Annotated in this window: 17 protein-coding genes; 8 read left to right on the top strand and 9 right to left on the bottom strand. The window is 29.9% G+C overall.

Annotated features, from left to right (window positions below):
- The first annotated feature begins 26 nt into the window (after positions 1-26).
- The 6 genes from AQ1685_RS02075 (at position 27) to AQ1685_RS02050 (ending at position 10,262) form a co-directional block, all read left to right on the top strand.
- Positions 27-740 carry a DUF547 domain-containing protein gene (locus AQ1685_RS02075; protein WP_095069082.1) on the top strand — a complete coding sequence of 238 codons (714 nt, stop codon included), beginning with the start codon at positions 27-29 and terminating at the stop codon, positions 738-740.
- A gap of 173 nt (positions 741-913) precedes the next feature.
- On the top strand, positions 914-1,699 hold the full coding sequence (locus AQ1685_RS02070) for a DUF547 domain-containing protein (RefSeq protein WP_095069081.1): 786 nt from the start codon (positions 914-916) through the stop codon (positions 1,697-1,699).
- 184 nt (positions 1,700-1,883) lie between these two features.
- Positions 1,884-5,108: a starch-binding protein gene (locus AQ1685_RS02065; protein ID WP_095069080.1), complete on the top strand. Its 3,225-nt coding sequence runs from the start codon at positions 1,884-1,886 to the stop codon at positions 5,106-5,108.
- Positions 5,109-5,271: 163 nt separating this feature from the next.
- Positions 5,272-8,631: a starch-binding protein gene (locus AQ1685_RS02060; RefSeq protein ID WP_095069079.1), complete on the top strand. Its 3,360-nt coding sequence runs from the start codon at positions 5,272-5,274 to the stop codon at positions 8,629-8,631.
- Positions 8,632-8,829: 198 nt separating this feature from the next.
- Positions 8,830-9,456 carry a hypothetical protein gene (locus tag AQ1685_RS02055; protein WP_095069078.1) on the top strand — a complete coding sequence of 209 codons (627 nt, stop codon included), beginning with the start codon at positions 8,830-8,832 and terminating at the stop codon, positions 9,454-9,456.
- Positions 9,457-9,560: 104 nt separating this feature from the next.
- The gene (locus AQ1685_RS02050) at positions 9,561-10,262 is read left to right on the top strand and encodes a hypothetical protein (protein ID WP_095069077.1); all 702 of its coding nucleotides are present in this window, start codon (positions 9,561-9,563) and stop codon (positions 10,260-10,262) included.
- A 66-nt stretch (positions 10,263-10,328) separates the two neighbouring features.
- On the opposite strand, the gene AQ1685_RS02045 is transcribed toward AQ1685_RS02050, so the two are convergent.
- Together AQ1685_RS02045 and AQ1685_RS02040 are read right to left on the bottom strand one after the other, a co-directional pair.
- A complete protein-coding gene (locus AQ1685_RS02045) occupies positions 10,329-10,700 on the bottom strand; it encodes a VOC family protein (RefSeq protein WP_095069076.1) in 372 nt (123 codons plus the stop codon).
- Positions 10,701-10,711: 11 nt separating this feature from the next.
- Positions 10,712-11,590 carry a DUF4349 domain-containing protein gene (locus tag AQ1685_RS02040; protein WP_157730053.1) on the bottom strand — a complete coding sequence of 293 codons (879 nt, stop codon included), beginning with the start codon at positions 11,588-11,590 and terminating at the stop codon, positions 10,712-10,714.
- 116 nt (positions 11,591-11,706) lie between these two features.
- Here AQ1685_RS02040 and AQ1685_RS02035 point away from each other — a divergent pair, with 116 nt between their 5' ends.
- Positions 11,707-12,594 carry a hypothetical protein gene (locus AQ1685_RS02035; RefSeq protein ID WP_095069074.1) on the top strand — a complete coding sequence of 296 codons (888 nt, stop codon included), beginning with the start codon at positions 11,707-11,709 and terminating at the stop codon, positions 12,592-12,594.
- Positions 12,591-13,058, top strand: a complete 468-nt coding sequence (locus tag AQ1685_RS02030; protein ID WP_095069073.1) for a hypothetical protein — start codon at positions 12,591-12,593, stop codon at positions 13,056-13,058. The genes AQ1685_RS02035 and AQ1685_RS02030 overlap by 4 nt, the downstream gene beginning before the upstream one ends.
- A gap of 2 nt (positions 13,059-13,060) precedes the next feature.
- Here AQ1685_RS02030 and AQ1685_RS02025 read toward each other — a convergent pair whose 3' ends face one another.
- The 7 genes from AQ1685_RS02025 to AQ1685_RS01995 form a co-directional block, all read right to left on the bottom strand.
- A complete protein-coding gene (locus AQ1685_RS02025; protein WP_095069072.1) occupies positions 13,061-13,708 on the bottom strand; it encodes a hypothetical protein in 648 nt (215 codons plus the stop codon).
- 304 nt (positions 13,709-14,012) lie between these two features.
- Entirely contained in the window at positions 14,013-14,459 is a 447-nt protein-coding gene (locus AQ1685_RS02020; RefSeq protein ID WP_095069071.1) for a hypothetical protein, read from the bottom strand.
- A gap of 13 nt (positions 14,460-14,472) precedes the next feature.
- The gene (locus tag AQ1685_RS02015) at positions 14,473-15,108 is read right to left on the bottom strand and encodes a DUF1266 domain-containing protein (RefSeq protein ID WP_095069070.1); all 636 of its coding nucleotides are present in this window, start codon (positions 15,106-15,108) and stop codon (positions 14,473-14,475) included.
- Positions 15,109-15,134: 26 nt separating this feature from the next.
- Complete coding sequence (locus AQ1685_RS02010) at positions 15,135-15,776, bottom strand: DUF1266 domain-containing protein (protein ID WP_095069069.1); 642 nt, start codon at positions 15,774-15,776, stop codon at positions 15,135-15,137.
- 126 nt (positions 15,777-15,902) lie between these two features.
- The gene (locus AQ1685_RS02005) at positions 15,903-18,035 is read right to left on the bottom strand and encodes a leucine-rich repeat domain-containing protein (RefSeq protein ID WP_095069068.1); all 2,133 of its coding nucleotides are present in this window, start codon (positions 18,033-18,035) and stop codon (positions 15,903-15,905) included.
- Positions 18,036-18,137: 102 nt separating this feature from the next.
- The gene (locus AQ1685_RS02000) at positions 18,138-18,863 is read right to left on the bottom strand and encodes a LytR/AlgR family response regulator transcription factor (protein WP_095069067.1); all 726 of its coding nucleotides are present in this window, start codon (positions 18,861-18,863) and stop codon (positions 18,138-18,140) included.
- Entirely contained in the window at positions 18,856-21,066 is a 2,211-nt protein-coding gene (locus AQ1685_RS01995) for a DUF2225 domain-containing protein (protein ID WP_095069066.1), read from the bottom strand. The genes AQ1685_RS02000 and AQ1685_RS01995 overlap by 8 nt, the downstream gene beginning before the upstream one ends.
- Between the last annotated feature and the right edge of the window lie 84 nt (positions 21,067-21,150).

Here is a 21,150-nt window from a genome sequence, read left to right as displayed (position 1 = left end):
TCCCCTTGAGGACAAATTAATACAAAATGAAAAAACTATTTATTACTTTACTATTCAGCGCATTAGCATACAGTGCTCAGTCTCAATCTAACGAAGTATTCGATGCTTTATTAAAAACTTATGTTACTTCTGACGGAATGTTAGACTACAAAGGTTTAAGAAAAAATAAAGCAGTATTAGATATCTACTTAAATCAATTAGAAGCTACAATTCCAACAAAAAAATGGTCTTCTAAAAAAGCAAAAGCTTTTTGGATGAACGCATACAATGCTTATACTATAAAATTAATTATAGATAGTTATCCTTTAAAAAAATTAACTGATATAAAAATTAAAGGTAGAAATGCTTGGAAACTTCCATTTGCTAAAGTTGGAAAAAAAACATACTCATTAGATTACATTGAACACAAAATTTTAAGAAGATGGCATGATGATGCAAGAATTCATGTAGGAGTAAATGCTGGTTCTGTATCTGGTCCAAAATTCCCTAACTATGCATTTACTGCAAAAAATATCGACCAAAAGTTAGAGAGTTTAATGAGTGACTTTATAAATGATGCCTCAAAAAATAAAATCTCTTTAACTGAAATTCAAGTTTCAAAAATATTTGAATGGTATCAAGAAGATTTCACATCAAATACTACTTTAGTAGATTACATCAATAAATATTCTAAAACTAAGGTTAATGATAACGCTAAAGTTTCTTATTTAGAATACGATTGGAGCTTAAACGACAAATAAGAAATAAATACCCTAAATAAAAATAATTCCTAGAAACGAGTAGTTTATAACTACTCGTTTTATTTTTTTAAAGAAATAAAATCTAAATTAAAATTTTAGTGCTCGATATAATATTCTCATTAATAATTAAGTATATTAGAGTCAGTAGATTGACTAACTAAAAATTCTTAATTATGAAAAAAATCATTTTCATTGCATCAGTTATACTTATTACAAACACCTTATTTAGTCAAACTGAAAGTTATGATACTATCCTGAAAAAAAATGTAAATAATCAAGGAAAGATAAATTATAAGTCAATTCAAGAAAACCCAGATGATTTAAATACGTATTTAGAATATTTATCGAATACAATACCAACAGAAGACTGGAGTGAAAATAAAAGAAAAGCATTTTGGATAAATGCATATAATGCTTACACTATTAAAATAATAATAGATAATTACCCTCCTAAGAAGAAAGTTGATATTGAAAAAAAACAAAACTCTAATAATGCTGTTAGTTTTGTTATTACAAATACCATAAGTAACAGTATAACTTTTATAAAAGTAGACGGAAAAGACGCTTGGAATTATCGTTTCGCAAAAATTGGTGGTAAAGTATATACATTGAATGAAATTGAACATGGGATAATAAGAAAACAATTTAATGATGGGCGTATACATGTAGGATTAAACGCAGCAAGTTATTCAGGACCAAAATTCGTTAACTATGCCTTTACAGAAACTAACATCGATCAAAACTTAGAGCAGCTCACCAAACAGTTTATTAATGATACTACAAAAAATAAAATTTCAAATACTGATATAGAAATATCTAAAGTTTTTGAATGGTATCCAGAAGATTTCAATATGGGAGACATCATCACTTTTATTAACAAATACTCAAACGTAAAAGTGCTATCAGATACCGAGATAAAATACATGAATTACAATTGGAAACTTAATGACCAAAAGTAATTTCTTTGACTTTTTTATCATGAAATAAAATATCTTAATTATTTATCAACACGAAATCGATTTCGATTCTCACCACTGAATAAAAGGCAATAAATAATAACTAAATTGTCGAAAATGTAATTAATACTGCAGATAATTACATTTTTATCAACCTTCAATTTATTACAAACAAACCCTATTATTCATGAAAAAAACTTACCAAAAATTAAGTTTTGTGGCTTTGTTGATTGCCACATTGACTTTTAGTAATGTTTACTCTCAAGTTGATTTTAGAGAAGAAACAATTTATTTTCTACTTACCAGTAGATTTAATGATGGAGACCCCAACAATAATGCTCCCACAGAATGGTCTTCATACAATCCTGATCCAGACATCAATCCAAGTATCACAGATCCAAACGATGTAACTTGGCGTGGTGATTTTAAAGGTCTAATTGAAAAATTAGATTACATTAAAGATTTAGGTTTCACAGCAATTTGGGTAACTCCTATTGTACATAATCGAAGTCCGTTAGATTATCATGGTTATCATGCTTGGGATTTCACTAAAGTTGATCCAAGATTAGAATCTCCAGGTGCTACTTTTCAAGATTTAATTAATGAAGTTCATGCAAGAGATATGAAAATCGTTCTTGATGTAGTTACGAATCATGCTGGACGATTTGGAATTAAAGATGTTGCTGAGATTAAGTACAACACAGATCCAACAAAACCTTGGGCTGCGGATGATAATCCGAACTGGGAATATGATGGAATTACACCAAATCCAGACGACGGATTAATTTGGAGTAGAGCAAATCTTGCAAAGATGCCAGCTCCATATAATCAAAACTTAGCAGCTTATAATTTTCCAGGAAAAGAAAGTTATGTTGATACTAGTGATCCTGATTGGTATCATCACTCAGGAAACGGTTTTGCACAAGGATTTGACGATGTTGAAAACTTACAAAACAGAGCGCTTGCAGGAGATACTCCAGATTTAAATACTGGAAGTCAAAAAGTAAGAGATTACTTAGTAAATGCCTACAGAAAGTATATTGAAATGGGAGTTGATGCTTTCCGTTGGGATACGTTAAAACATATGAGTAAAGAAGATGTTTTATATTTCTTTGATGCTTTTAAAGCTATAAATCCTGATTTATTCATTTTTGGAGAAGTAGCTCAAAAAAGACATGAGTTACATCCAGTGGAAGAAACAAATCCTCACTATTATACTTGGCGTGGTGCTGTGAATAATTCTGCTCCTTTAGATTTAGCCGTAATCGATTTTTATGGTGAAGCTACTTTTCACGGAACTTTTGAAGAAGGTCAATCGTTTCCTACAGTAAAAGCTGCAGCTAGATATGATAATTTATATAGTGATCCGTCAACATTAGTTACATGGTTAGATAACCATGATTTTGGTCCAAACAATGACTGGAACAGACGTTATGGTGGTACAGATGAGAACTTAGCGGCTTGTATGAACTTTATGTTTACTTGGCGTGGAATTCCTACAGTATATTACGGAACTGAAATGCGTTTTAAAGCTGGAGAATTTGCTGATATTCATAATGCAGCTGGTATTCAAGAATCTATTGATAAAACAGGTAGAGCCTATTATGGTGATGTGATGGATCAAGCTCCAAATCATAAAATCTACCAGCAAATTAAAAAGTTAAATGCAATGCGTCGTGCTATTCCTGCTTTACAAAAAGGAAATTGGGAATGGAAAGAAGCTCCTGGAAATGCAGTTTCGTACAAAAGAGTTCATGGAAACAGTGAAGTTGTTGTAGGTTTAGCTAAAGACGGTGGTGCATCATTTTCAATTTCTGGTGTTCGTGATGGTGTTTACAGAGACGCAGTAACTGGTAGAGAAGTTTTTGCTTCTGGTGGAAGAATCAATTTTTCTGTAACTTCTGGTTCTGCGGGTATTTATGTGTTAAACGGACCTGGTTTAATAGGACCTTGTGGTGGTGGATATTTTGAAAACTGTGTAAACGGACCAAGTAAACCGATTGTAAATATTAATCCAAGTAACACAAGATCTGAAGATCCAATACAAATTTCTATGGAAGCTTTCGGTGGAAACGGAAACTTAGAAATTTTTTATACAACCGATAATTCAAATCCTAGCAGATCTAGCACTAGATATTCGGGTTCATTTACCATTAATAACTCTACAACTATAAAAGCTATTGCATATGATAGTAGTGGAATCGCTTCTGATGTAATTACAAAATCTTTTGTTATTGGTCCAATTGAAGGATTACATGTATATTTTAAAAAACCAAACTCTTGGTCTCAAGTAAATATACATTATTGGAGTGAATCACCTGATGTTTTACCACCAAGTAATTGGCCTGGTCCGCAAATGAGTAGAATTGGAAATACAGATTGGTACGAATATATTTTCGATGGTGTAACCAGTACAAATCTATTATTCAATGATAATGGAAATGCTAAAACTGATGATTTATCTAGAGATAGAGATGGTTGGTTTGATAATGGAACTTGGTATGATACTGATCCTAAGGATTCAAATCCAGATAACCCTGACAATCCAGACAACCCTGACACATCAGATTCAATGACTGTGTATTACAAAGGAAACTTATCAAATCCTACTGTATATTTTTGGAATACAAGTCCGGGATCACAAACTACTTCATGGCCTGGAGAAAGTATGACTGATATTGGTAACGGATGGTATTCGTATACCTTAAATGGTGTGGGATGTACAAACCTTATTTTTAGTCAGAACGGAGCAAATAAAACGTCAGATTTACAACGTTGTGGTGATGGATGGTATTTCAATGGAACTTGGTATGATCAAAATCCAGAAAATCAACAAGGAGGAAGTAATGATTTAAAAGTATATTTTAAATCTGATAATTTTAGTGATCCAGAAATTTACTTCTGGTCTGTTTCACCTTCAAACTTAACTACTAGTTGGCCTGGAGAAACTATGCAATTGGAAGCTAATGGTTGGTATAGCTATACTTTAACTAACACAGACTGTGCAAATATTATTTTTAGTAATAATGGAAATTCTCAAACAGCTGATTTATCAAGATGTACTAATGGTTGGTATTATAATGGAACTTGGTATGATCAAAATCCGAATATTGCTTCAAGAAATAGTATAACTACTAACACTGGTATAATTTCAGATAACTTATTAATCTACCCAAATGCTTTAAATGAAAAGTCTGTGGTAGAAGTAACGAATTCGACAAATAATTCGCTTGTAAAAATTGAGTTTATCAATATTTATGGAGCATCTCAAACTATTGTTAATTCTAAAATAGATTCTGGAATTCACAAATTTAAATTAGATGAAATTCAAAGTCGTTTGGCTAGCGGAATTTATTTCTGTAGAGTTACTTTGAATGGAAAATCTATGATTAAAAAAGTGATAAAAAAATAGTATAGAAGAAACCGTCTATAGAGAAATTATTTCGTCAGACTGAACTTGTTTCAGTTTCTGACAATTAAATAAATGAGATTCTGAAATAAATTCAGAATGACGTTTTAAAATACTTTTTAGACAGCTTCTTTTTATTTAACCTTTTATTTAAAAATTAAAACAAATGAGAACACTTTTAATAAGTTTTTTCTTGCTATTCAGTCTTTTTGTAGTGGGGCAAAACGAAAACCGAGATAAACCCTTTAGTTGGGATAACTCTACTGTATATTTTGTAATTCAAGATCGTTTTGAAAACGGAAAAACAAGTAATGATCAATCTTATGGAAGAGGAAAAGATGGAAATGGAAATGATTATGGATTTGATGAAGTTGGTAATTTCTATGGAGGAGATTTCGTTGGATTAACTCAAAAAATCAACGAAGGATATTTTGATGATTTAGGAGTTAATGCCATTTGGTTTTCTGCTCCGTATGAACAAATCCATGGATGGGTTTCTGGTGGACAAAATGGAGAATTTAGACATTACGCATATCATGGTTATTATGGATTAGACTGGACTGAAATGGATGCTAATTTTGGTACAGAAGATGAATTTAGAGCTTTTGTAGATGCAGCACACAATCGAGGTATTCGTTTGGTTATGGATGTAGTAATGAATCATGTTGGTTACAATACTTTACACGACATGCAAGAATTCAATTTTGGTTGCGCTAACGATAGCTGGAAAGGTTGGAGACCTTCAAACGGTCAAAATTGGGCAAGTATTCACGATTTATTTATCAATTATTCCAACGGTTGTAATAACTGGGGAAATTGGTGGTCTGGTGATTGGATGCGTGCAGGATTACCTGGATATCCTTCTCCAGGAGGAAGCGAGCTTACACAAACTTTAGCTGGTTTACCCGATATCCTTACCGAATCTAATTCTGAAGTTGGATTACCTCCTATTCTACTTAGAAAATGGTCTTCTAGCAAATTAGCTCAAGAACAATCAGAATTAAATGATTTTTTTAACAGAACAGGATATCGTAGAACTGTACGAAACCACTTCGTAAAATGGTTAACGGACTGGGTTAGAGAATACGGAATTGATGGATTTAGAGTTGATACTGAAAAACATGTAGAAGGAGAATCGTGGAGAATCTTAAAAGAACAAGCTGTAATTGCTTTGCAAGATTGGAAAAATAATAATCCGACTAAAAAAATAGATGATTTACCATTCTGGATGGTTGGAGAAAATTTTGGCTACGGATTTGGAAGATCTCAATATCATATTGATAATGGTTTTGATGGTTTAATCAACTTTGATTTTCAAGGAAGAGCTGGAAACATAAACGATTTAGAAAATATTTATTCTAGTTATGCAAACTCGATCAATTCAGCTTCAGATTGGAATGCTTTAAGTTATATTTCTTCTCACGATACTTCTTTATTTGACAGAGGAAACTTAATTAATGGAGGAACTAGTTTACTATTAGCTCCTGGATCTGTACAAATTTTTTATGGAGATGAAACTGGAAGACCTGAAGGTCCAAGAGGTGGTGATCCACACCAAGGAACTCGTTCTTTTATGAACTGGAATAACATAAACACCAACGTTCAAAACCACTGGCAAAGATTAGGACAATTTAGAAGAAATCACCTAGCTGTTGGTGGAGGAACTCACCAAAGATTATCTAGTAGTCCATATACGTTTTCAAGAACACTAAATGATGATAGAGTTGTAGTTGTTGTAGGCGCATCTGGTAACACTTCAGTGAATGTATCTTCTCTATTTCCTAACGGAACCGAATTACGTGATTTTTATACAGAAGCTGTAGCAACAGTATCAAACGGATCTGTAACTTTCAATGCTCATAGTAATGGAATCATCTTAATAGAAGAAACAAATCCTACAAATCGTCCTTCATTAGCAGTTACACCTGAAAGTAGTTATGATCCAGATGCTATCACGATGACTGCTTCAGCAACAGATAAAGAAGATCCAAATCCGACGATATATTACACTACTGACTTAAACTTAAGTACAGATAATTTAAACAATTGGACAGTTTATACTGGCGATGTAACTTTTACTGAAACTGTAGATGTACAAATCGTAGCTCAGAATGCAAACGGAGAATTATCTTCTGTAATTACTAGAAAATACTCTATTGGTGAAATTGATGGATTTACACTGTATGCTTTTTCTGATTGTGGCGAAGTTCCTAAAGTTTATTATTGGTTAGAAGAACCAAACGTATTACCAAATGTAGCTTGGCCTGGAGTAGAAATGACTCCTTTAGGTGAAGGTTGTGAAGGCTGGTACAAATATGAATTACCAGGAATTTTGAGTACAAATTACATTATCAATCAATGTGGTGGACAAACAGAAGATTTGTTCTTAGATAGTCAAATGCCAGTTCCATGTACAACAGGAAATCAAGCTCCGAGTTTATCTGTAAGTCCAGTTGGTGGTGAATACACTACAGGAGAAACAGTTGAAGTTAGTTTAACTGCTACAGATAGTAGTGATCCGAACCCTGTAATTAGATATACTTTAGATGATTCTACACCAACAAGTTCTTCACCAATTTATAACGATCCGATAACCATTACTACAAACACGACCGTAAAAGCAGTCGCGTTTGATGCAGAAGGTTTGGCTTCAAACATCATTTCAGAAACTTACACTTTTACTGAACAATCGAGTGGTATGACAGTGTATTATAAAGGAAATCTTACAAATCCAAGTATTTATTTCTGGAATACGAGTCCTGCTTCTTTAACTACATCTTGGCCAGGAGAAAACATGACTGATATTGGTAATGGCTGGTTTTCTTACACTTTTGATGGAATTGATTGTACCAACTTAATTTTCAGCAATAATGGAGCAAATCAAACAGCAGATTTACAACGTTGTGGAGATGGTTGGTATTTCAATGGAACTTGGTATGATGAACAACCAAATAGCAATGATTTAAAAGTATATTTCAAATCGGATTCTTTTAGTAATCCTGAAATTTACTTCTGGAACACATCTCCATCGAATTTGACTACATCTTGGCCTGGAGAAAGTATGCAACCAGAAGCTAACGGTTGGTATAGTTATACTTTTACAGATACGAATTGTGCAAATGTAATTTTTAGTAATAATGGAAATTCTCAAACTGCTGATTTATCTAGATGTTCTGAAGGTTGGTATTACAACGGAACTTGGTACGATCAAAATCCGAATACACTTTCATCTAGAAATGTTGCTCCTGATAACACAAAACTTCTTTCAAATGAAATGCTCATTTATCCTAATGCATTAAATGAGAAATCTGTAGTAGAAGTAACGAATTCTGATGATAACACGCTCATTAAAATTGAGTTCATCAATGTGTATGGGACTTCTCAAACTATTGTTGACACTAAGATAAATTCAGGAGTTCATAAATTTAAATTAAATGAAATCCAAAGTAGATTAGCTAGCGGAATTTATTTCTGTAGAGTTACTCTAAATGGAAAATCTATGATTAAAAAAGTGATTAAGAAATAATTCTCTTAATTACAAAATATAATCACGTTTAAAACTGTTTCATAACTGTTTTAAACGTGATTTTTTATGCATAAATACGTTATTCATCTACAAAAATGAATTTCATTTTCAAACACATTCTTTTTAATTATATTTTTATCAAATGGCACATGATATTTTATAAAAACAATAAACTATTAGAATTTGAGAAGTAAAACCATGAAATTCAAATTAATCACTTTGCTTTATTTTATTTGTGAATTATGCTTTGCTCAGCATCTCAAAATTCCTGAAGGATATAAAAAAATAACAAATAGTCCTGCTAGTGGAAGAATGATGAGCACTATAGCTTTTAAATTTGATAGTGATTCTTTAGATGATTATGCCTTAGTTGTAATTAATAAAGAAGTTTTTAATGATGTTAAATTACTTATTTATGTTAGTAGTTTAGATAAGCAATTTGAAGTCGATTACATAAATGACTATGATTTTTCGATTTATCCAATACCTTTAACTCTTAAAAAAAATGTGCTTAGCTATGGTTATTTTTTAGATGGAACTGCTGCTTTTGGTAGGTTTTTAAAATTAAGATTTAATGCTAATCGAAATAAAATACAGATTATTGGATACGATTCTAGCTATAGATTAAATGACGGATATGTAAATAAATCGTACAACCTTTTAACAGGAAAATATATAGTTACAAAAACAACTCATAGTCAAGAAGACAAAACTAACAAACAGTATTTTAATGGTAAAAAGCAAATAGAGAAGCTATTCATAGATGATATTAATAATAAATTATTTGAACAACTTGATAACACAGGAAAAGAATTCGAGAAGTAAAACGATTAAAAATAAAATTATAGGGTACAATAAACAGATCGCTTCGTGCCTCGAAAAGACGTTATTTTCTCGAAAATTTTGTCTGTAAGTAAATTTTAACCCATATGAAAAAACGCTTATTTTGTATATGTATAAAGCTGATTTTTATTTCTTCATCATTTAGTCAAGATATCATTGATAATGGAGACCTGTCATCTGTAAAAGAATTTAAGAATGACTTAAATGAAAAATTTTCGTTTGGTAATAGCTATACACAGTTGAAAAATGAAAATATAGAAACTTTTGTTAAAAGGATTTTAGGAGATAAAATTAATTTACATCATGGTGCTTTTAAACTTAAAGACTTTCAAAACTGTATAGTAGCATTTGCCTCATACACATACGAAGAAACTCCTATTGTTATTGGATTCTTATTAAAACCTACAGATACTAAACAAGAATATAAACTTTTAAAAATACTTGAATTAAGTTCTGGTTGCGGAAATGAACCCGAAGTAAAATCAGTTTTTCTTCATAATACGGATACAAACTCTGTTGGAAAAGAACTTGTAATTCACACATCAGATAATTGTGGTAAGCACGGTAAAAAAAATTATGTTTTCGTGTATAATGGGCTAATAAAAAACAATAAGCTTATTCTACAAAATTTCTTATTTGAGCATTGTGATTATTCTCAAGTAAGAATTGGTGAAGAATGGGATTATGACATGGGTGAAAAAGATGTTGACGAAAGAAAATATTACAAATGCATATATCTTGATTTTAAAACAATTAGAAAATCACTTGATGCTACTAAAAAACATTAATAAACCAGTTTTACTCGCTCCATAAAAGTCAGGAGAATTTACGTAGCGAGTAACTAATGGTATATCTTATAAATGCTGATCTATTAAAATCGTGTTTCCATCAGGATCAAAAAACACAATACTTGCAGGACCAGTTGTAGTTTCATCTGTTTCTTTTTCTAATTTGATGTGATTCTCTTTTAAGTGTTTTTGAATCGTTCTTACATCATCAAACTCTTCTAAATTATTTGCGTTTTCATCCCAACCTGGATTAAATGTTAGAATATTGTTTTCGAACATTCCTTGAAATAAACCAATCAACGAATTTTTATTTTTCATGATTAGATAGTTTTGTTCCATTTCTCCAGCGAATACTGAAAAACCTAATGTTTCATAAAACTCTTTTGATTTTTTTAAGCTTTTCACAGCCAAACTTATTGAAAAAGCACCTAATTTCATTGTAAGAAGATTTAGTTAATATTCTCTAATTTAGTCTTTTTTCTTTTTCTGTATAACAAAAATCCCACAACACCTATTAAAATCACTGGCCAAATATGTACTAGAGTTAACACTAAATTCTCTAGAAAAGTCCACCCAAAGGAAATCGCTCTCTTAAATTTACTACCAAAAGTTTCTGTTTTTACTTTTGAAACTTTATAAGGAATTTCTTCATATAATTTTACATGAATAGTGCTTAACATCACTCTATTGGATAAGTATTTCAATCGACCTTGTGCTACTTCTATTTCTTCCTGAATAGCCCCTAACTTCTCTTCTGCATAAATAATATCTTCTACGGTTTTAGCTTTCTTTTTCAATATAGTTTCGTATCGTTCTTTAACTTGAAGTTTTGTTGCTAGTCTTGTTTCTATATCTAGAAATTCTTCAGTCACATCTTGGGTACTCACATTTTCATAATCTAAAACTTCAGCATAAGTACTAATCGAATCTAATAACATATCGAAATATGCTTTCGGCACTTTAATGGTAAAATTATTTTGCTTCTGATAAGAGGTGTTTTCATATCGTAAATTTGCTATGTAAGCATTATACTTTTCTAGTAAAGTTTTTATTTGAGCAGTTGCTCTTTTTACATTTTTAACTTTAAGTTTTAACTCACCCGTTTTAATAATTTTTAATTTCTGTTTTTCAATAGTTTCAATAGTTGACTTATATTTTACTTCTTCTGAAGCAGCAGATGCTTTTAAATCATTTTCACTTGCGTAGCTTTCTGAAACAGAAATATTTTCTCTGTAAGACGGAGATTTTTTACTGCACGCAAAAACTTGCAATAACATAAGAAATAAACAACACCATTTTAATTGGGTTTTGATTGAATAAACTTTCATAACTTTATATTTAATAATTCGTTTTACAAACCTATTTTTGTTGCTATACATAGCCTTGTAAAACACTTGTAAAAGCTTTGTAAACTATTTTACAAAACAAAAAAGCTATTAGAATTTTGGAGAAAACCGAATCTTATCACTTTGATTTACTTAAAAAAGAGCTTGTTGCTACTTTTTTAAAAACACATAACGCTCCAAAAAATATTGAAGAATGGAAAGGAGAAAATATTGTTCTTTTTCAGGAAGATTTATTTGACAAGGTGAAAGGAAAAGTCAGTGAAAAATGGTTTTATACCTATTGTAAAAAGACTCCTGATAAATTACCAAGAATTGATATTTTAAATTTATTAAGTAAGTATATTGGCTACGAAAACTGGAATGATTTTATCACTAAAAAAGAAAAAAGTCGTGCAATTCCTAAAAAGCCTCTACTCTTCGGAATTTTAATTCTCTTAATTAGTATTATTGGTTGGACTTTAGTAAAACCTAAAACTAATGAATTTGTATTCTGTTTTGTAGATCAAATTACAGATATTCCGATCACCAAATCGCATTTAAATATTACCGTATTATCGAAAACAGAATCTCCTTTGTATTTTAAAACTGATAGTTTAGGTTGTTTTCGATACAAAACTACGGCTGAACAAATCACTTTTGTTGTGAGTTCTCCTTATCATAAAACAGACACTATTACGCGTCGTATTGTGTCTAACAGCAATAATAAAGTTAGAATTGCTTCTGATGATTATTCTTTAATGTTAGACTATTATGCGAATAATAATGTGAAAGACTGGAAGGTTCGTCAACAAAACTTAAATAATTTAATTGCAAACAATGCTAAAATCTATCGTTTTTACGGAAATGATTTAGGTGTAGAAGTATACTCAAAATTAAACTTTATTCAGCTGATTTCTACTCCAACGAATACCTTGAAGAAAATTAAAATTCTTGATAAAGTTATTGAGCAAGGAAAAATTGTTAAACTTAAATTTATTGTACAATGAAACAGTTAATCTACATAATTTTAGTTTTACTATTTATGTCTTGTGCGAATAAAGAGATGAATAAAAAATATGATTTTACTACCGAAAGTCATATGAAGACATCAGCATTAGAAATTACAAAATATGAACTCTTATCAGAGAAGTTCAATCAGTATTTTGATTTATTGAAACTGAAAGCCACTCATCCTGATTTTAAAGATAATATTATAACGCAACTTCAAGATTTATCTCAGAATGGAATACTAGAAATCAATCAAATTGAAGAAGCTACAGTTCAGAATATTGAAGTTACTAATGAAATTAAAATTATATCTGATTCCATCGAAAAAATTAAAATTAATTATGATTTAGTTACATCTAAATCAACCGTGAAAGATTCAATTTACGCTTATAAAACCTCTTCTGAAATAATTATAGATGGTGTTACTTTTCCTAGCTTAAAAATTAAATTTTCTAAAGAATAACCTTACTTCTTTGTGTTTTTTATCACGGCCCTCATTAAGAAATAATATGCTGTATTATATAAAACGACACTTAAAATGATAAAAAATAGTGACGTTCCAGTTATTTTTTTAGAACCTGATAAAGCATCAGAAATAATAAAAATTATAATTGACAATAGCATTTCGCGATTTCCGTAGTTCCCTCCTTTTGTTGTAAATACTGAAAAAGCTGCTGATAACAACATCAATAAACCCAAAGTTGTAGCAATAGATAGATAGTAAAATACACTATTTACATACAAAGCATACAATACGACTCCAAAAAAAGCAGCAGTAATTCCTAAGACTTTAAAAAAAATGGTGTAGTCAATTTTAGTATTTAAATCGAAAATTAGTTTTAACCAAGTAAAACGCAAAGCAATTAAACTTAGCATTCCTAATAAGTTATAATCATTTAAAGAGAATAAAACACCCGTTAAAACAATAAAAAAAGATAAGACCCAAAAGCTTAATTTGACTTGTTTTTTTGAAAAGTATCCATAAAAAACTATAGCCATTAAACTTAATACTCTAGGCAACCATAATAAATCTTTAAACCCAAATAAAATTGTTGAAACATCAACAATACTAAAAGAAATAAACAAAGCAAAAAACAAATGCTTAGGTTGCATTACGAGGGATTTACAAGGGTGAAAAGATAAATATATAAAATCCTTAAATAATTATATAATCTAATACCCCTTTTTAACTTAAATCGCTTTCTGTAAGTTAAGCATCTTTGTAGCCTTTCTAATAATCAAACCTAAAATAACAAACCTCACTTTATTTATAACATCTTAAAAAACAGAAACTAAATTTGATTTCGTTTGCCTTCAAATAAAAAATCCTCCGTAAATGCGGAGGGTTTTTTATTTTAAATTTTTTAGAAAAAGATACCTTTTTTCCTTTCTGAAGCTTAGACTATACCCATCTTACTTATTTTTTGAAGATAGCACTCAGTCCAACATTAATAGTTTCTTCTTTTCCTTTGATATTATCTTTGACTGCTTTTTCTACTTCAGTATAAAATTCATTCGCTTTTCCATAAATCGCTCGAATTATAAAATGTCCTATAATTCCAACTTCCTTATTAAAAAAAGCCAACCATCCTGCTACAGTAGCTTCAGAAAAAACTATTGTATTTGCTTCTCCTGTAATTGTTCTAGGGTCTTTAACTTTATCTAAAGTAATTACCATACGATGATAAGCGTTTTTAATAACAACTATATGATCTGCTGCGCCACCAGTTGCTATTTTCCCTGCTATACTTTTAGCTTTTCTATTTACTTTGTATTTGTATGTATCTCCAAAATTCTCTACCAGAATGTCTTCAACTTGATCTATTAAAATATCTCCTTCTGTATAATATGTTTTAACTTCCATATGATTTTTTTATTTACTCTTTATGATGCAGTGGTAAAATTTGATAAATAGAATTTGTATACGTAGTAATAGTACTAGATATCTTTTCGAATGATTCTGCTTGTGGATCTTCAGTATTCCATTCAATTCTTCCTTTATTAAAATCTTCATAATAAGTTTTCCAATCTTTGTACTTTTCTTGAGCTAAAGGAAGAATTTCCTGTACTATATTTTTTACTTCTTCTTTTGTTAACCAACTAGCTGCATATCCCATAGAAGCATTATTTATTATTCTTGCGTAATCCCAAGATTTATATTTATAATCTCTAGTTTTTAAATCGTTTATGCTTGCTAATAGTTCTTTTTTATTACTAACATCCCACATTGACTTAAACATTCTTTTTATTCCGCTACCTTGAGACTTTTCAAAAGCAAATTGAAAAATTTCTTTGTATCCTTCAATTAATTGTTTGTCTGTAGTATATCCTGCATCATTCATCATTTTTGTTACCGCTTCTACACCTCCATATCCATTTAAAAAATAAATACCTCCTAGCATAAAACTACTTAACTCTTTATCTTCTAAATGTTCTTTTTTTTCTCCACAAGATTGAATGCCAAGCATTAACGAACTGATACATATTAATGTTATTACTCTTAAAATTTTCATTTTTTATGATTTATTATAGTTTTGATTTAATTTGTATAAATGACTTTGTTGTATTTAAATTGATATTTCTTGTAAACATCAATGTCTTTAATTTTTCTAAGAAAAGGACTCCTCGAGAAAAAGACTTGTTTCACTTGTTTTACTATGCCATCAATTTCAAATCCTGCAAGCTTTCTTCCTATCAAAAATGATATCGTGTATGATTCCCAATCATCTCCATGTTCTGAAGCTTGTTCTACACCTTTACTTATGAAGTTCCACATTTCTTCTCTAGTAATATAGCCTGCCCAAAAGTACCATTTGCTCTTAGCAACCAACCGACAAATATCCCATGCGTATGTAGAATTTACAGGATTAATTTGTTGTAAGGAAACTTTCATTTTTTTTGAAATTTCTTTTTTCACACTAGTTGCATCTAAAACTTGCTTACCTATTAAATAATCCATTTTTTTACTTTCACCTAACTCAAGTAAATGTTGTAAATTCTTTATAGCAATTTCTCGATCTTGACTCTCATCTTTTATTTCATTTAAAAAAAGTTCATATTCATTTTTGAATGAAACACTTAAAATCTTTTGTCCTTCAGTATGAAATAATATGGCTCCAAAAGCCAACATTCGTTTCTGTGATTTTGTAATTGCTACTCTTGTATTACTATTTTCTTTCACAATATTTATTTCTTTTCAATCTCAATTAAAAACAAGTCCAAATATTACTTCAGACTTGTTATAAATTAATAATCCCCCAATTATTAACTATATAATAGTTCTTTTCTCTTTTTCTATTTTCTTTGTTTATAAGGATATCTTTTTACTTAAAACACCTCTGCTTGTGTGTACTTGTATTACATAGATTCCTTTTAAAAATGTTGAAATATTTAGTTCTTGTTCTTTACTTTCTGCTACTTGAATTCCGTTAAAATCAAATACTTTGAAAGCTTTAAAATCATAAGCTTCATCTAAAGCTTGTATTTCTAATACATTATCTTTTACAAAAATTTCAAACGCTCTCTTTTCACTGAAACTTGGTGTTCTTAAAGTGCCAATTTCTTTAATCGTTCCAAAATCTTTCCATACTAATACTGATGTATAAAGTGATTTAGTTCCGTTGGGTACTATTAAGGTAGCTCTACTTAAATCTGTTACTACACCTGAAAAAACATTAGTGTTTAATGATGGTGGAATTACACTCTTTAATGTGATCACATTTATAGCACTTCTCCTAAAAGCAAGATCTCCAATTTGTGTTACTTCTGATGGAATTGTTATTTCTTTTAATGATGGAGTGGTATCAAATAATCCTGATGAAAGTATAGTTATGGAAGCAGGTAATTTTATCCTTTCTAAAAAAGTAAATTTAAATGCTAATTTACTGATCTCTTTTACACTATCAGGAATTTCAATTTCTTTAATAGCTGTAATTGAAAATGCTGAAACACCAATAGAAGTAACCGTATTAGGAATTGAAACGGCACTTAGCTTTGTATTATAAAATGCTCTATCACCTATAGCTGTAACTGTGTAATCTTTATCGTTATAAACTATAGTATCTGGAATTGTTACACTTCCCGAAACACTCGGACTTTCTATTACTTTAACTTCAGCCAAATCATGTGAAGTTACTTCATAGTTGATATTATTTTGTGAAATCAATTCCTCTTTAATCGTTCCGAAATCTTTCCATACAAATGCTGATGCATAAAGTGATTTAGTTCCGTTGGGTACTATCAAAGTAGCCCTACTTAAATCTGTTACTACACCTGAAAAAACATTAGCGTTTAATGATGGTGGAATTACACTCTTTAATGTGATCACATTTATAGCACTTCTCCTAAAAGCAAGATCTCCAATTTGTGTCACTTCTGAAGGAATGGTTATTTCTTTTAATGATGGAGTGGTATCAAATAATCCTGATGAAAGCGTGGTAATAGAAGCAGGTAATTTTATTTTCTCTAAAAAAGTAAATTTAAATGCTAATTTACTGATCTCTTTTACACTATCAGGAATTTCAATTTCTTTAATAGCTGTAATTGAAAATGCTGAAACACCAATAGAAGTAACCGTATTAGGAATTGAAACGGCACTTAGCTTTGTATTATAAAATGCTCTATCACCTATAGCTGTAACTGTGTAATCTTTATCGTTATAAACTATAGTATCTGGAATTGTTACACTTCCCGAAACACTCGGACTTTCTATTACTTTAACTTCAGCCAAATCATGTGAAGTTACTTCATAGTTGATATTATTTTGTGAAATCAATTCCTCTTTAATTGTTCCGAAATCTTTCCATACTAATGCTGATGCATAAAGTGATTTAGTTCCGTTAGGTACTATTAAGGTAGCACTACTTAAATCTGTTACTACACCTGAAAAAACATTAGCGTTTAATGATGGTGGAATTACACTCTTCAATGTGATTACATTTATAGCACTTCTCCTAAAAGCAAGATCTCCAATTTGTGTTACTTCTGATGGAATTGTTATTTCTTTTAATGATGGAGTGGTATCAAATAATCCTGATGAAAGTATAGTTATAGAAGCAGGTAATTTTATCTTCTCTAAAAAAGTAAATTTAAATGCTAATTTACTGATCTCTTTTATACTATCAGGAATTTCAATTTCTTTAATTGCCGTAATTGAAAATGCTGAAACACCAATAGAAGTAACCGTACCAGCAATTGAAACAGCACTTAGCTTTGTATTATAAAATGCTCTATCACCTACTGCTGTAACTGTGTAATTTTTACCGTTGTAAACTATAGTATCTGGAATTGTTACACTTCCCGAAACACTCGGACTTTCTATTACTTTAACTTCAGCCAAACCATGTGAAGTTACTTCATAGTTGATATTTGCAATCGTAAATGTTTGAGCGGCACAAAATACTGTAGAAAGTATTGTAAAAAATAGTATAATCTTTTTCATTAGGTATAATTTTCTTCACCAAAGAAAATCATAACCAATTATATGTCACATAACAAATGTAAATACGTAATGATTGGGTTTCCATTTGTATTGACCTAGTAATTATTTATTTAATAGTTTTGATAAAAATTCTTCTTTTTTCCTGATAGATACTGGTAACCGTGTGTTACATTTTAAGATAATCATTCCGCTTTTGTCGTACTTTTCTACATAATCTAGATTAACAATACACGACTGATGTGTCCTTACAAACTTTGAAGGTGGTAACTGCTCCATAAAAAACTTTAAAGGTTTGGAAGCTAAAATTGTTTTTCCATCATTTAAATAAAACGTCGTGTATCCTCTATCAGATTTACAGAATTTCAAATGATTAATTTCAATTACTCGATAGCCATCTTGCAAACTTATTACCAAACGATTATTTTCTATATGTTCCCTAACTTTAGAAATTTGTTCTTTAGCTATTGTAGCGTTACGAGCAACGACTTTATCAATAGCAACTTCTAATTCATCTACATCTACAGGCTTTAAAATATAATCTATCGCTCCTATTTTTAAAGCTTGTAAAGCATACTCATCATAAGCTGTGATAAAAATCACTTTGTAATTAAATGCCTCTGTTTGCATTAAAAAATCAAATGCATTACCATCAGATAAATTTATATCTAAAAAAATCAAATCTGGCTTGCAAGCATGAACTACTGTTACCGCTTCTTTAACACTTCCACATTCTCCTATAATAGTTAAACCTTTATCAAGCATTTCTATTAACGACATTAAACCTTTTCGGATGTAAGGTTTATCTTCTACTAATAATGTTTTAATCATTTGCAATTTTCTTATATGGTAGTTTTAATGTGACTTCTGTTCCTTGTTCATTAATCTCTCTTCTATCTTTAATGCTAATACTCGAATCTACTTTAAATTCCTTTGAAAGCATTTTTAATCTATCTTTAGTTATGGTTGTTGCTAATGATTTCTTTAACAAAATATTTGATTGCTTTTTTGAAGCTATACCAATTCCATTATCTAAAATTACACAAACCAATTGGTTGTCTTTGTATTCAAGATTAACATTAATTTTTCTATCTGTTTGTTCTTCTTCAAAAGCATGTTCTAAAGCATTCTCAACAAAAGGTTGAATAAGCATAGGAGGAACTAAAACTTCTTCTTCTTGAACTTCTTCTGCTTTATGAATTGTATAGTCGAAAGGTTTTTCTACCCCTAAACTTTGAACCATAACATAATGTTGTAAAGCTTCTAATTCTTTTTTTAAAGGAACCATTTTATCTCTAGAGTTTTCTAAAGTAATTCGTAATAATTTGGAAAATCTTGACAAATACTTCACTGCATTTTTGATTTCTCTATTTAAAATTACGCCTTGGAGTACAGACAAACAATTAAAAATAAAATGAGGAGTCATTTGTGATCGCAGTAACTTCTGTTCCATTAAAATGTTCTCATTTACTGATTTTATATTTTTCAATTTTTGATATAAAATGATTCCTCCTAAAACAACAGAAACAAGTAAGAAAATAATAATACCTATGAGCAAATTTTGTTTAGATTTTGCTAAAGCTAAAGCTGTTCTTTCAACCTCTTGTGTAAGTTGTAATTCTTTATAATTGGCCGATTGTAATTGCTCTTTGTATTTATACTCATATTCTAACTCTGCTATTTTTTTTATATTTTCTTTATTGAAGAGACTATCATTTAACTTTTTATAAAGTATATGATGCTCTAATGCTGTTTTATAATCTCCTTTACTTTTGTATAACTTGGCTAGTATAGAATTAACTTCTCTTTGTTCTTCTAGTAATGATAACTCATTCACTATTTTTTCTCCTTTAGAAGCATATTTAAAAGATTTAGAGTAGTTTTTGAAATGAAAATAAACTTTTGCTAATGCAATATTTAACATTCCTATAATACGTTTCTCCCCTAAGCTTTCTGCAATGTTTAAAGCTATTTGAAAGTTTTTTTCTGCATTTTTAAAATCTGATTCTTTGAAATAAACAGTTCCTATATTATGGTAAGAAGTTAGTGTTCCTTTTTTACCATTAACTTTTTTGTAATTTTCAAGAGCTTTATTTAAATAACTTAATGATTTTTTTTGGTCTCCTAAATCTCTATAAATATTAGCCATGCTTATAATGCACAAAGAAATTCCGTTTTTATCCTCTAATTCTTCATAGATTTTAGAAGCTTCACGATAAGACTCTTTCGCTTTATCATAATCTTTAATAGCAGAATATACTGCTCCTATATTTATTAAATCATCGGCTATACTCTTTTTATTTTCTTGTTTTCTATTAATCTCAAGGCTCTTTTTAAAACACGCTAAACCTTCTAAATTCTTACCTTGTCTAGTATAAATAACTGCAATATTATTTAATGGAATAAGTATTGATTTTTTATCATTCAATTCTTCATAAATAGCGATCACTTGATTGTAATATTCAATTGCTTCATCTAATTTTCCTTGAGCTAAGTTTATGTTCCCAATATTATTTATGAAATCTGCTTGCTTTTTCTTAGACCCTAATTCTTCAGCAAGTTGAAGTGCTTTCTGATAATGTACAATAGCCTTTTTATAATTCCCTTGATAGTAACTTATAGTTCCCATCAAATCATAACACGTAGATTCTCCATGAGATTCATTAATTTTTTTATACAGTTGAAGGGATTTCTCAATTGCGCCAAAAGCATCTTTAAAATTACCTTTTGATAAGTAATAAACACCCATTAAATATTTGCTCCTTGCTTCTCCTTTAGTAAACCCTATTTTTTTTGCTAAAAGATTCGCTTTTTCTGCGTAATTATATATTTCTTCTGGTGCTATACCATAATTCTTATATGAAATGGTATTCAGCAAATTAACTTTAGCATAGTCTCCATTATCTTGCTTTGACAACATTAACTTTAAACTATCTAGCTCTTTTACAGCAGACTGAGAAATTAACACATTACTCAAAAGCAACATTAAGTACACGAAAAACTTTCTCATACTGATGTTTATCAAAGTATTCATTAGAATTATTTATGTTTGATTTACCCCACAGTTATCATTCTTAGTTCTACAAACTTTTACTTTAAGTCTAACTAAAATGATTTT

This window comes from Tenacibaculum jejuense (assembly GCF_900198195.1).
Taxonomy (GTDB): domain Bacteria; phylum Bacteroidota; class Bacteroidia; order Flavobacteriales; family Flavobacteriaceae; genus Polaribacter; species Polaribacter jejuensis.
This window is presented reverse-complemented; position numbering and strand designations above follow the sequence as displayed.